Origin of the sequence: Pseudomonas sp. 22082, from assembly GCF_052046055.1 — a bacterium.
In the GTDB taxonomy this organism is placed as follows: domain Bacteria; phylum Pseudomonadota; class Gammaproteobacteria; order Pseudomonadales; family Pseudomonadaceae; genus Aquipseudomonas; species Aquipseudomonas pharyngis.
Genome location: NZ_JBQEQB010000007.1, coordinates 79,855 through 92,171, shown reverse-complemented (window position 1 = coordinate 92,171; position 12,317 = coordinate 79,855). Strand labels below are relative to the sequence as shown.

At 60.8% G+C, this 12,317-nt stretch carries 11 protein-coding genes; 5 read left to right on the top strand and 6 right to left on the bottom strand.

Annotation, left to right across the window (positions count from 1 at the left end):
- Nucleotides 1–16 precede the first annotated feature (16 nt).
- The 3 genes from ACTJK9_RS10485 to ACTJK9_RS10475 all read right to left on the bottom strand — a co-directional run bounded on the left by ACTJK9_RS10485 (nt 17) and on the right by ACTJK9_RS10475 (nt 4,334).
- Nucleotides 17–1,231: a hypothetical protein gene (locus tag ACTJK9_RS10485; RefSeq protein WP_440813684.1), complete on the bottom strand. Its 1,215-nt coding sequence runs from the start codon at nt 1,229–1,231 to the stop codon at nt 17–19.
- A 4-nt stretch (nt 1,232–1,235) separates the two neighbouring features.
- A complete protein-coding gene (locus tag ACTJK9_RS10480; protein ID WP_064599205.1) occupies nt 1,236–3,758 on the bottom strand; it encodes a CS1-pili formation C-terminal domain-containing protein in 2,523 nt (840 codons plus the stop codon).
- An 81-nt stretch (nt 3,759–3,839) separates the two neighbouring features.
- Entirely contained in the window at nt 3,840–4,334 is a 495-nt protein-coding gene (locus ACTJK9_RS10475; RefSeq protein ID WP_064599207.1) for a CS1 type fimbrial major subunit, read from the bottom strand.
- A 478-nt stretch (nt 4,335–4,812) separates the two neighbouring features.
- On the opposite strand from ACTJK9_RS10475, the gene ACTJK9_RS10470 reads away from it, so the two are divergent.
- Nucleotides 4,813–5,388, top strand: a complete 576-nt coding sequence (locus ACTJK9_RS10470; RefSeq protein WP_039765773.1) for a PadR family transcriptional regulator — start codon at nt 4,813–4,815, stop codon at nt 5,386–5,388.
- Nucleotides 5,385–6,170, top strand: coding sequence for a siderophore-interacting protein (locus tag ACTJK9_RS10465; RefSeq protein ID WP_064383885.1), 786 nt, complete (start codon nt 5,385–5,387; stop codon nt 6,168–6,170). Before ACTJK9_RS10470 ends, ACTJK9_RS10465 begins: the two co-directional genes overlap by 4 nt.
- Nucleotides 6,171–6,188: 18 nt before the next feature.
- On the opposite strand, the gene ACTJK9_RS10460 is transcribed toward ACTJK9_RS10465, so the two are convergent.
- Both ACTJK9_RS10460 and ACTJK9_RS10455 read right to left on the bottom strand, forming a co-directional pair.
- Nucleotides 6,189–6,827, bottom strand: coding sequence for a Pr6Pr family membrane protein (locus ACTJK9_RS10460; protein WP_085610902.1), 639 nt, complete (start codon nt 6,825–6,827; stop codon nt 6,189–6,191).
- 1 nt (nt 6,828) lies between these two features.
- Nucleotides 6,829–7,059 (bottom strand): VF530 family DNA-binding protein, encoded by a 231-nt coding sequence (locus ACTJK9_RS10455; RefSeq protein ID WP_007956650.1) that lies wholly within the window; start codon nt 7,057–7,059, stop codon nt 6,829–6,831.
- Between the two features lie 300 nt (nt 7,060–7,359).
- Here ACTJK9_RS10455 and ACTJK9_RS10450 point away from each other — a divergent pair, with 300 nt between their 5' ends.
- The 3 genes from ACTJK9_RS10450 (at nt 7,360) to ACTJK9_RS10440 (ending at nt 12,046) form a co-directional block, all read left to right on the top strand.
- Entirely contained in the window at nt 7,360–8,721 is a 1,362-nt protein-coding gene (locus tag ACTJK9_RS10450) for a carbohydrate porin (RefSeq protein WP_064599213.1), read from the top strand.
- 135 nt (nt 8,722–8,856) lie between these two features.
- The gene (locus ACTJK9_RS10445) at nt 8,857–11,268 is read left to right on the top strand and encodes a glucose/quinate/shikimate family membrane-bound PQQ-dependent dehydrogenase (RefSeq protein WP_039765764.1); all 2,412 of its coding nucleotides are present in this window, start codon (nt 8,857–8,859) and stop codon (nt 11,266–11,268) included.
- Between the two features lie 409 nt (nt 11,269–11,677).
- On the top strand, nt 11,678–12,046 hold the full coding sequence (locus ACTJK9_RS10440; RefSeq protein ID WP_440813677.1) for a DUF6124 family protein: 369 nt from the start codon (nt 11,678–11,680) through the stop codon (nt 12,044–12,046).
- Nucleotides 12,047–12,090: 44 nt separating this feature from the next.
- Here the strand turns inward: ACTJK9_RS10440 and ACTJK9_RS10435 are convergent.
- On the bottom strand, nt 12,091–12,317 hold a 227-nt coding region (locus tag ACTJK9_RS10435; RefSeq protein ID WP_440813675.1), incomplete at its 5' end, for a hypothetical protein.

Sequence of the window (12,317 nt, the reverse complement as noted above, 5' to 3'; positions counted from 1 at the left end):
GGGTTGATCCGGAGGGTCAGACTTCCGAGTCCCAGATAATGGTGATGCGCCCCGTGAGCGTGTCGTTGACGCCGGGTCGCAATAGAAACTCGATGTCCCGCTGAGAAATCGAAAAATGCAGGTTGCCGGGCTTGCGGTCCACATAGTGGGTGGGCTGGAAAGGGCCTATCCATAAGTTGTGGCGCAGCGTGCCCGTCCAGCCATCGCCACCACCCGGGCCGACGATTCCCCCCGGCACACTGAGCTTGACGGTCGCCTTGGTGGAACGGCCTGTCGGACTGCGCAAATTGCACTCCTCACCGCCCAGCGAATCGCACGTCATCTGGATCTTGAAGCGTGACGACGCCGAGAGAAAGTAAGGCTGATCACGGAAGATCTTGGTCGGCTTGCGGCCGCTGTCGAGCCAGCTCTGCCAGCCCCCGGCCGGTTCAAGGGTGACCTTGTTGCCTCCCGGTGGCAGATCGACCTTCAGGGTGTGTTGTACATCCAGTACGAAATCCAGAGTCAGGTTGCTGTCGTCCGGGTACATCTGCATGCCGAGATCGAAATCACCACCGGGACCAAGGGTGTAGGACAACGAGCCGGTATAGAGCCCCGACGACATGCCCAGCGGATTGGGCGTGCGCAGTTCGTAAGCGAAATCCATCGTTCTGAAAGCCATCCCCGGAATCAGGAAAGCCGTTACCTTGGTACAGCTTGCTTCCACCGGCGTTTTCCAGAAAAACCGATACGTCGAAGGCGTGTAGGCACCCACGCCGCTGTACTGACAGGGCGCCGGCGCGTAAACCCAACTGCTGGTGGTCCAGAGTTTTTGATGACCTTCGAGGATGTCCGATACTCCGACCAGATTGGCGGCCGTATCGCTCAGCACAAAATCGGAGCCGATGCCGATGACCCGCACTTCGACGGTTTCGGTTTCCAGGGTGTCCCGGTTGGTGACTGTCAATGGCCTCCAGTTGGCTGGCACCTTCAGTGAAAGCGGAAAACCGGCTGTCATGAAGCGACTGGAAGTGAAACGAATCGGCAACTCGATACTGAACATCTGGTTGTCGACGCATTGATCCGGCCATACCGCGCAATAACCGCTGTTGGGCGTCTGGTTGATGAATACATTTTTGTTCGGATGCGCAGGATCAGGCTGGAACAAGGCACGGATTTCCTGATTCGCCGCCCCTGCCGGCGAGGCGCTCAGCGCCGCCAGCAACCCCAGCCAACACGTCGTTTTTTTCATGGTTTCAACCCGCCTTCTGCTCGGTAGAAGTGACATCGGCCAGGGTGTCCGGGGTGCACCGCAGATCACCGATCATCAACACGTTGTTTTCACTGCGATGGCTGTTCGCATCGAGGCGGAACTGACACAGCAACTGGTTGCCCTGACGCACTTCCAGGGTTGGCGCCCCGGCGTTCATTTCCATCGAGAAGAAGCCATCGACTTCCGTCACCCCCCGGCTCGCGTGGTTGATCACGTGATGGCCCTTGAGCGGCCGGCCCTGGGCATCGACCAACCGACCCAGCACAGTCAGGGTTCTCATCACCCGGACCTTGCGGTACTCCACCCCGCCCTTGTTCATGTGGTAACGGGTCCGCGCCGGCTCAATGGTCGCGGCCGGGGCGTGATTGCCCTGGAAGTCGAAGCTCACCGAACTGTTCTGGTACGCGGTGATCGGGATGAAATTGCGCCCCGGTTTCAACGCCGCGCTGCCGCCGCTGTAATCGTCGGCGCGCAGGGCGATACCATCGATGTCCGACTCGACGTCGACGATCATCCCCGCGCCGCGGGTTTCGCTCTGACTGGTCAGAATCATCTGGTCGGCGCCCATGACCAGCGTGCTGTCGAGGTTCAGGCCACCGGTAAAGTTGCCGTTGTAGGAGGAGCGCTGCACGAATCCGTCGCCATAAACGACATCCGTGTGGAAACTCGCCAGGCTCGACAGGCCCACGCCATAGGTGTCGCTCAGCGCGGTGACCGACACGTTCTGCAGCACGTGATCCTTGAAGTCCTTGCGCCAGCCCAGGGACGCATTGTTGTCACGCCCGCCTTCACGGGCGGTGCGCGAACCGATGCTGCCGGTGATCTGCTGGCCGGGCGGCCCCAGAGCCAGATTGATACTCAGATCGACCCCGCGATTACGCTCGTCACCGCTGCTGAAAGTGCCCGGTCGGTCAAACAGCGACAGACGCCAGTTGGCGTCGCTGCCCAACAGCGTCGTGCGCTGGGTCCAGCCAAGATCCACGCCGACGCCTTCGGTGTTGCCATCGCTGTGGGAAACCCGGGCGTTGAGCGAATTGCGGCTGTCGAGTCGATGGTTGAGTGCCAGCGATGAGTTGCTGGTCTGCCCGACGAACACATTGCGCTGGCGAATCCGCGTGCCATCCGGCAGGGTTTCGTAGAGATCGGTGGTGTCGAGCCAGCTGCGGTTATGGCTGACCACCAGACTGCCGGCGCCGTAGTTGTACAGCCCTTGCAGGTCAAGGCCGGTGCCATGGTCCTGGGTTTCATAGATGTTGGCGAACAGGCTGACGCTGTTGGCCAGCGTCCAGTCGATGGACGTGCCGTACTGCAAGGTGTCGCGTATCTGGCGTGCCGAGAGGCCGAGAATCATGCGCGGGTGCAGCAGATAGTTGATCGAAGCGCCGGCCGTGGGATCGCCGGTGACCTGGTTGTCCCAGTTGCTCAGCAGTTTGCTTTCCTCACCGGCAAACAGGTTGTAGCGCCAGCGGTCATCGAGATTGCGCCAGTTGTTCGGCTTGTAGACCAGCTCCTGGGTGGTCGAGGTGATCTGGCCGTCCTCGATCAACCGCACCTCCACGTCATAGATGCCGCCCGGCAAGGGACGCGTGTCGAGGGTTTGCAGGCCCGCGGGCACCGACTGGGTGTTGATCAACAAACCGTCACGCAGGATCTCTACCGACGCCTGACGGTTGGCCGTGACGTAAATCGGGTACACGCTGGGCTGAGGCGAATTGATCGCCAGACTGTCGGAGCTGCCATACATCACCCCGACCGTGGTGTCGGGGCTGGCACCGAAGGAACGAGGCTGGCGCATCAGGCCTTCGGAGGCCGGCGTGAAATACCCCAGACGCAGGAAACTGCCCTGCAGTTCGCGCTGGGTGTGCAGCTCATGGACGGCGTGATAAAGCTTGTCGTCCGGGCCGCCGAGGCGGGCCAGCTGCATGTTGAATGTCTGGGTCCAGTTGCCCAGGCTGCCGCTGGCCGCCAGGCCGAAGCGCCCGCCCAGATCCTGATCCTGGCCACCATTGAGGTTGAGCTGGTTACGCACGATCAGGCCGCTGCTGCCACCCTCGGGTTGCTCATGGAAACGCTTGGCCTCGGTGTCACGTTCGGCATTGGCCGTCACGATCGACACCAGCGAGCTTTCCAGGTTGTAGTGCAGCGCAAGCATCTGCTCGGGGCATCGTCCGCTACAGGCACCCAGTGCGACGCCGGGCTTGAGATAGTCGGCCCAGACGTCTCGCTCGAAGGCGCTGAAACGGCTGTCGCTGGTGTCGGTGAATTCCAGCAGCGTCAGGCGATCGTCACGGGACAGCACCACCATGGCCTCGCCCAGAGGCTGTTGGTCGAGTTCGACCCGTACCGCCAGCGGAACATCAAAAAAGTGCTCTTCAAAATCCGCCGGCAAACCTTTGGCCTGCGCCAATAAACTTCGCGGTGTCGTACCAGAGGCGGCAGGAGCCGCCATGGCTGCGGCACAAAACAGCAACGCAAGTGCAGCCGCGATGGGCGTCATCGGGAACATGAACAGTTACTCTGATTGCAAACAGACAAGAAGTCCGACTGACAGAAACTTCCGTCAGCCGGATTTTGTTACTTCCAGACGTTAGAGCGAGCCGAGTACCGGATCCACGGCATCGAACATCATGGTGACCGCGCCGGTGTAATCACCCGGGGTGAAAGTGGAGCCTTTGGCGGTGATGCTGATCGGTGCGCGATAGTTCACATTGGATTCGGTTTCACCGACCACCAGTTGCGGTGTCTGGGTGAGCACGACGTTGTTGAACTTGACCTCCAGATCGATGATGCTCGAGCCGCCCACCAGCTTCGGCACGCCTTCCAGGTAACCATGCACCGAGCCGTTGTTGTTACGAGTGTCGAAGAAGCCGTTGACCGGTTTCATGCTGCCGGTGATCGGGCTGAAGCTCATGTCCTGGTCCTTGTTGACCAGATCCGGATCGACCGGAACCACATAGAAACCATTGGTTGGAACGTGAGCGATCAGGCTGATGGAGTGACGGGCTTCGCCGGCAGCAAACGCCATGGAAGAACCCAGTGCCAGAACAGCCAGTGGAGCAGCGAGTGCGATTTTCTTGAACATCGTTCATTACCCTGTCTTTATAAGATTGAGCATTGAAAGTTCAAACAACGCCGGCCGATATCGACGGTGTGGCTTTGAAGTTTCAACGCCGGGGCATGATCGACTGTTCGCCATTGAATGTAAGCAGGCAACTTCCCACGAACGCGTAGTTAATCAACCCTGCAACTGGAAAGAAAAAAGAACAAAATCTTCAAATATAAAACAATGACTGTAAGTTATAGACTACCGACACTTTTCTCTGAAAAACCATACAGCAACTTCAGCAAGAAGAATGGGGGGTCGAGTGCAAATTAGAACATAAGCTCAACGATTAATAGAGTGATGACTTTAACTTTTTAGTTATGGTCGTATCGATGAGGTTTCCAGACTCACTGCCACGCACCGTTCGTCGCTGGCGTCGTCTTCGGGTCAGAAAATCCTTGCTCGCACGAAAAGATATATCTTAAGTTGTATCTAAATACGACGAGAGAAGACTGAAATGAGAGACCATCATTCCCCCCACCGTGAGCATGGCGACAGCCGTGACGGCTTCGAAAAACGCCACGGCCGCGAGCGCGGCGGTCGCGGCCCACGGGTGTTTGCCCCCGGCGATCTGAAACTGCTGTTGCTGGCGCTGATCGCCGAACAGCCCTGCCATGGCTACGACCTGATCCGCCAGATCGAAACCATGTTCGACGGCGCCTACAGCCCCAGCCCCGGCGTGATCTACCCGACCCTGACCTTTCTTGAAGAAAGCGAAATGATCAGCGGCGATGCCGAGGGCGGGAAAAAACGCTACGCCGTGACCGATGCCGGTCGCCAGTCCCTGAGCGAACAGGCGGTGGCCCTGGACGGTGTGCGCATGCGCATCGACGTCAGCAAGCGCTCGCTGCGCGGGCATGATCGCCCGCCGGAAATCCACGAAGCGGTGCATAACCTGCGCCATGCCCTGCAGATGCACCACGGACGCTGGAGCCCGGAAGAAATCCTGCGGGTGCGCGACCTGCTCAATGACACCGCCAAAGCCATCGTCGACGGCCCCGCCGTTCAATCTGCCCCGGAGAAAGCCGAATGACCGCAGTCGATACCCAAACCATTCACCGCGTCATGCATGAAATCAAACGTCGTCGCCTGGAAGTCTTGCGCGTCGTCGACCTGACTCCGCGCATGCGCCGCATCACCCTCGGCGGGCCGGAACTGGCCGGCTTCATCAGCCTCGGTACCGACGATCACGTCAAACTGCTGTTCCCGCAGAACGCCGAACAGGCCGCCGCGCTGGAAACCCTGGTGCTCGGCGCTGGCAAGAGCGACGTGCCGATGCCCGAAATGCGCGACTACACCCCGCGCCGCTACGACCTCGACAAGCTTGAGCTGGACATCGATTTCGTACTGCATGGCGACGGCCCTGCCTCGACCTGGGCGGAGCAGGCCAAGCCCGGGCAATTCCTGCACATCGGCGGCCCGCGTGGCTCGATGATCGTGCCGGACATCTTCGACAGCTACCTGCTGATCGGCGACGAAACCGCCCTGCCCGCCATCGCCCGCCGCCTCGAAGGCCTGGCGGCCAATCGCAAGGCGCTGGTGGTGATCGAAGTGGAAAACGGCAAGGAGCAGCAAACGCTGGAAAGCGCGGCGCAGGTCAACGTGATCTGGGTACTGCGCGAAGGCGGCAAGGACAACCTGCTGACCACTGTCAAACAATTGCAGGTGCCCAAGGGCAATCTGTATGCGTGGGTGGCGACCGAGACCAAGGTTTCGCGGCAGATCCGCCGGGTGCTGCTCGATGAGCACGGACTCGACGAGAAGTTCGTCAAAGCGGTCGGTTACTGGCGCGCAGAAGGCTCCGAAGAAGAGTGAATACGAGCGGCGGCGCTGCTAAAGGCGCCGCCCCTGCCAGCGGTCGATGCCAATCACCAGCAACGCAATCAGCACAAACCCCAGCAGAATCCCCCCGGCATTGATGAACACCTGTGGATAACCCAACAGCGCCACGTCGATGAACGGGTACGCGTAAGCCCCCAGCAAATGCCCGCGCAACAGCGCATAGGCGAAGTACACCAGCGGATAAATCAGCCACAGCGGCAGGTGCTTCAGACGCAAGCTGCCCTTCGGCACGCACAACCACCAATAAGCCAGGAACAGCAGCGGCATCACGTCGTGGAGCAATTCGTCAGCGATAAACTGCCAGCCCTGCGGATGCCACAGATGTCGCAGCAGAATGCTGTAAGCCAGGCCCACCACTGCAATGCTGACGGTAATCCCGCTGCTGACCCAGGGTTGCAGAAACCAGCGTCGTGCTGCGGATTCGCGATCGGTCACGGCGCAGGTCAGCACCACCGCCACCAAGGTGTTGGTGAGCACGGTGAAGTAACTGAAGAAACTCACCAGCCCGCCCAGCAGGCTGGCGCCGACACTCAGCCGGGCGAAGAAAATCAGGTACAGCTGAATCCCCAGCCCGGCCCAGCCCAGCACTGCGGCCGAAGTGATCAGGCGTCGCCGCCATACGGCGTTCATCTCAGAGCGGACGCTTGGTGCGCATCAGCTTCACGTACAGCCGCTCGACTTTCTCCCGCGCCCAAGGTGTCTTGCGCAAAAAGGTCAGGCTCGACTTGATGGTCGGATCGCTCTTGAAGCAACGGATGTCGATGCGCTCGGCCAGGCCCGACCATTCGTAGTGGGTCACCAGCGCATTGAGGATCTGTTCGAGGGTCACGCCGTGCAGCGGATCGGGGTTGTGGTCGTTCATGCCGGGCCTTTGGGCGAAGTGAAAATACAGAAGCCGCGCACCTTAGCCGAGGGCATGGGCGGGTGGAAGGCCTTGGGTTAAATGTAGGCCAACCGGAGAAGATCGCAGCCTGCGCCAACGCCCGCAATGCGCTGTATTGCCGCACTGTTACCGAATCCGAAAGGGTTCATGTCTGCAAAAGCCCTTTGTGTTTTTGTAACAGGACATTATCCTGCCGCCCTTCTGCTGAACCGCTTCACTGCCTGCGTCAAATCGTAGCGGCCAGCTTATCCCCCAAAAAGATCAAGAAAGACCCTATTCATGCCCGATTTTCCGTTCTCCCGAGACAGCGCTATCTCCACCCTGCGCCTGATCGGCGGCTGCACCGCCCTTGGCCTCGCCACCTGCACCCAGGCCGCCCCGGCCTTCGACAGTGAATCACCGTGGATGCTCGGTGACTGGAACGGCACCCGCAGCGAACTCTCGGCGAAAGGCATCGACTTCAAGCTCGACTACACCGGCGAAATGGGCAGCAATCTGCACGGCGGCTACGACCACGACCGCACCGCGCGCTACAGCGACCAATGGGGCCTCGGCACCCACCTGGACCTGCAAAAGCTGCTGGGCTGGAACGACGCTGAATTTCAGCTGACCGTGACCAAACGCAGCGGCAACAACATCAGCAACGACCGCATCAACGACCCGCGCGTCGGAGGCTTCACCTCGGCCCAGGAAGTCTGGGGCCGTGGCCAGACCACCCGCCTGACGCAGATGTGGTACCAGCAGAAATTCTTCGACCAGAAGCTCGACATCAAGGTTGGCCGCTTCGGCGAAGGCGAAGACTTCAACAGCTTCCCGTGCGACTTCCAGAACCTGGCGTTCTGCGGTTCGCAGGTCGGCAACTGGGTCGGCGGCATCTGGTACAACTGGCCGGTCAGTCAATGGGCGCTGCGCGTCAAATACCACCTGACGCCAGAGCTGTACGCGCAAGTCGGCGCCTATGAGCAGAACCCGTCGAACCTTGATCGCGGCAACGGCTTCAAGCTCAGCGGCAGCGGCACTCAGGGCGCGATCCTGCCGATCGAGCTGGTGTGGAAGCCGAAGCTCAACGGCCTGCCGGGCGAATACCGCGCCGGTTACTACTACAGCAACGCCAAGGCCACCGACGCCTATAAAGACAGCAACGGCCAGCCCGCTGCCCTGAGCGGCGAAGCCTATCGCAGCGCTTCGAGCAAACATGGCGTGTGGCTCGGCGTGCAGCAACAGATCACCAGCGTGGCCAGCGACAACTCCCGTGGTCTGAGCGTGTTCGCCAACGGCACGATGCACGACAAGAAGACCAACGCTATCGACAACTACGTCCAGGCCGGCGTGGTCTACAAAGGCCTGTTCGACGCCCGTGCAAAAGATGACATCGGTTTCGCCCTGGCCCGCGTTCACGTCAACCCGGCCTACCGCAAGAACGCCGAGGCGACCAACCAGGCCCGCGCTGTCTACGACTACGACGATCCGTCCTTCCTGCCACCACAGGACACCGAATACAGCGCCGAACTCTATTACGGCGTGCACGTCACCAACTGGCTGACCGTGCGCCCGAACCTGCAATACATCCGCCATCCGGGCGGTGTGGACAAGGTCGATGACGCGCTGATCGGCGGGATCAAGATCCAGTCGTCGTTCTGATCCAGCGCACGCGGCTCAGTCCTGCGAAAGAAATTCGATAGCAAGACAAGTTTTTATCTGAACCATGCCTGCGCCCAATCGTCATCTAAAGTGACTACAGCGCGGGACTACATAAACGTCACGGAGAATCACACTATGAGCACTGAAGGTGCTTCGAGTCGAAGCCGTCTTCTGCCGAACCTGCTCGGCATTCTGCTTCTGCTGATGGGCCTGGCCATGCTGGCCGGGGGAATCAAGCTGAGTACGCTCGGCGGCTCGCTGTATTACCTGCTGGCCGGTATCGGCATCACGCTGACCGGCATTCTGATGCTGATGCGCCGTCGCGCAGCATTGGGCCTGTACGCCATCGTGCTGTTCGCCAGCACCGTCTGGGCGCTATGGGAAGTCGGTCTGGACTGGTGGCAACTGGTGCCGCGCCTGGCACTGTGGTTTGTCCTCGGTTTCGTGATGCTGCTGCCGTGGTTCCGTCGCCCGCTGCTGCTCGCAGGCCCGGCGCCGATGGGCACCGGCGGTTTGACCGTGGCCGTGATTCTGGCCGGCGTCACCGCCCTGGCCAGCCTGTTCACCCACCCGGGCGAAATCTTTGGCGAACTGGGTCGCGACACCGCCGACACCACCAGCACCGCGCCAGCCATGCCTGATGGCGACTGGCAGGCCTATGGCCGCACCGAGTTCGGTGACCGCTACTCGCCACTCAAGCAGATCACCCCGGCCAACGTCGGCAAGCTGCAGGAAGCCTGGCGCATCCAGACCGGCGACCTGCCGACCGCCGATGACCCGGTCGAGCTGACCAACGAAAACACCCCGCTCAAAGCCAACGGCATGCTCTACGCCTGCACCGCCCACAGCAAAGTGCTGGCGCTGGACCCGGACACCGGCAAGGAACTGTGGCGCTTCGACCCGCAGATCAAAAGCCCGGTCGGCTTCAAGGGCTTCGCCCACATGACCTGCCGTGGCGTGTCGTACTACGACGAAGCCGCGTACGCCAAGTCTGAAAACGCGGCGTCCGCTGTCATCTCCGAGGCCGGCAAAGCCGTCGCCCAGGCCTGCCCGCGTCGCCTGTACCTGCCGACCGCCGATGCACGCCTGATCGCACTGAACGCCGACACCGGCAAGATCTGCGAAGGCTTCGGCACCAACGGTGTGGTTGACCTGACCCAGGGCATCGGCCCGTTCACCGCCGGTGGCTACTACTCCACCTCGCCTGCCGCGATCACCCGTGATCTGGTGATCATGGGCGGCCACGTCACCGACAACGAATCGACCAACGAGCCATCGGGCGTGATCCGCGCTTTCGACGTGCGTGACGGTCACCTCGTCTGGAACTGGGACAGCGACAAGCCAGACGCCACCGAGCCTTTGGCGCCGGGCGAAACCTACAGCCGCAACTCGGCCAACATGTGGTCGCTGGCCAGCGTCGATGAAAAACTCGGCATGGTTTACCTGCCACTGGGCAACCAGACCCCGGACCAATGGGGCGCCGACCGCACCCCGGGCGCCGAGAAATTCAGCGCCGGCGTCGTGGCACTGGACCTGGCCACCGGTAAAGTGCGCTGGAACTACCAGTTCACCCACCACGACCTGTGGGACATGGACGTCGGCAGCCAGCCAACCCTGCTGGACATGAAAACCGCCGACGGCATCAAACCTGCGCTGATCGCTCCGACCAAACAGGGCAGCCTGTACGTCCTCGACCGTCGCGACGGCACGCCGATCATCCCGATCAAGGAAATCCCGGTTCCCCAAGGCGCCGTGAAAGGCGACCACACCGCCCCGACCCAGGCCCGTTCGGACCTGAACCTGCTGGCCCCGGAACTGACCGAAAAAGCCATGTGGGGCGCCAGCCCGTTCGACCAGATGCTGTGCCGCATCCAGTTCAAGGAACTGCGCTACGAAGGCCAATACACGCCTCCGTCGGAACAGGGCAGCCTGATCTACCCGGGTAACGTCGGTGTGTTCAACTGGGGCGGCGTCTCGGTCGACCCGGTTCGCCAGATGCTGTTCACCAGCCCGAACTACATGGCCTTCGTCTCGAAAATGGTGCCACGCGAGAAAGTCGCCGCCGGCAGCAAGCGCGAGAGCGAAACCGCTGGCGTACAGCCAAACACCGGCGCGCCATACGCGGTGATCATGCACCCGTTCATGTCGCCACTGGGCGTACCGTGCCAGGCTCCGGCCTGGGGCTACGTCGCCGGTATCGACCTGACCACCGGCAAAGTCGTCTGGAAACGCAAAAACGGCACCAGCCGCGACAGCTCGCCAATCCCGATCGGCTTCACCCTGGGCGTGCCAAGCATGGGCGGCTCGATCGTCACCGCCGGCGGCGTCGGCTTCCTCAGCGGCACCCTCGACCAGTACCTGCGCGCCTACGACGTGAACACCGGCAAAGAACTGTGGAAATCGCGTCTGCCTGCCGGCGGCCAAGCGACCCCGATGACCTACACCGGCAAGGACGGCAAGCAATACGTCCTGCTCGTGGTGGGTGGTCACGGTTCGTTGGGCACCAAGATGGGTGACTATGTGATTGCGTACAAACTGCCGGAATAAGTTGTAACGGCGGTAAAGAGAAAGGCGATGCCCTGTGAGGGGTGTCGCCTTTTTTTGTGGGCTGCGGTTTCTCAACGAGGTGTTTATGTCCTACAGAAGGGGTGTTTGCGGGGGATGTTTCTGACATGTCGCGTCGGTTGTCGCTCGGAAATGGGGTGGATAGGCTTTGGGGGTCGCTGAAACATTCAGCGAACGGGCGTCGCAGTCCGTGCAGTTCACTTGGTGCATAATCGCCACCCCAAACTGGAGTGCTTCGGTATTTCTCGTTTGCTTATGGTGGCTGTGCGCGGGATACCTTCGGGTATGCCGGGTTTTCAGGTGGACCGGTCTGCGACCCCGCGCACAGCTACCACCCTCCGTCGCGTCGCAGCGATTCGTGGTAGCTCAAATTGCCACTTGGAGTTCCATCATGAAAAAACCAACACCAAATCCACCCGAAACCAACGACACCTCACCCTACGAATCCGCCGATTCGAAGAAACTACACGAAGCCGCCGAACGCGCGCTCGACCACCACTTCAACCCCATCCCGAAAAAATGCCCCGGTCGCCGACCGAGCCAGATGTTTCAGATCTCGCCGGACATGGACGATGAAACCCTGCTGGCCCATGCCTGTGAGTCTTTGGCCACCGCCAGTGTCATGGCCAGTGATGTAGCGGCTTTTGTCGATACGCCGCAGCGGCATCGGATCCTCGGGATTCAGCAAGTGATCATGCTGGCGGAACTGGCTGTGAATCGGGTGCTGGATAATGTCGAGGTCAGTCGATATCCGGCATAAATGCTGATGAGGTCTCTGCGGGAGTCAGGCTTGTGGTGAGTCAGTCAGGACGCTGCCCTCACCCTAGCCCTCTCCCGGAGGGAGAGGGGACCGACCGAGTTGTCTGGGAGAGGTACGCCGACGTGAGATACCGAGTCGAACTCAGGTTTTAGAGCCCCAATCGGCTCCCTCCTCTCACCATCACCTTCTCCCTCTGCTCTTCCCTGCTCTTCACCACTCACCACGATGAGCGTTAGCTCGAGTACCGCTTTTGACGTGCCGGCCCCATCGG

Excerpts from the sequence above, each read along its gene's own strand:
- ACTJK9_RS10485 (WP_440813684.1), bottom strand. The coding sequence starts at position 1,231 with ATGAAAAAAACGACGTGTTGGCTGGGGTTGCTGGCGGCGCTGAGCGCC.
- ACTJK9_RS10480 (WP_064599205.1), bottom strand. The coding sequence starts at position 3,758 with ATGTTCCCGATGACGCCCATCGCGGCTGCACTTGCGTTGCTGTTTTGT.
- ACTJK9_RS10475 (WP_064599207.1), bottom strand. The coding sequence starts at position 4,334 with ATGTTCAAGAAAATCGCACTCGCTGCTCCACTGGCTGTTCTGGCACTG.
- ACTJK9_RS10470 (WP_039765773.1), top strand. The coding sequence starts at position 4,813 with ATGAGAGACCATCATTCCCCCCACCGTGAGCATGGCGACAGCCGTGAC.
- ACTJK9_RS10465 (WP_064383885.1), top strand. The coding sequence starts at position 5,385 with ATGACCGCAGTCGATACCCAAACCATTCACCGCGTCATGCATGAAATC.
- ACTJK9_RS10460 (WP_085610902.1), bottom strand. The coding sequence starts at position 6,827 with ATGAACGCCGTATGGCGGCGACGCCTGATCACTTCGGCCGCAGTGCTG.
- ACTJK9_RS10455 (WP_007956650.1), bottom strand. The coding sequence starts at position 7,059 with ATGAACGACCACAACCCCGATCCGCTGCACGGCGTGACCCTCGAACAG.
- ACTJK9_RS10450 (WP_064599213.1), top strand. The coding sequence starts at position 7,360 with ATGCCCGATTTTCCGTTCTCCCGAGACAGCGCTATCTCCACCCTGCGC.
- ACTJK9_RS10445 (WP_039765764.1), top strand. The coding sequence starts at position 8,857 with ATGAGCACTGAAGGTGCTTCGAGTCGAAGCCGTCTTCTGCCGAACCTG.
- ACTJK9_RS10440 (WP_440813677.1), top strand. The coding sequence starts at position 11,678 with ATGAAAAAACCAACACCAAATCCACCCGAAACCAACGACACCTCACCC.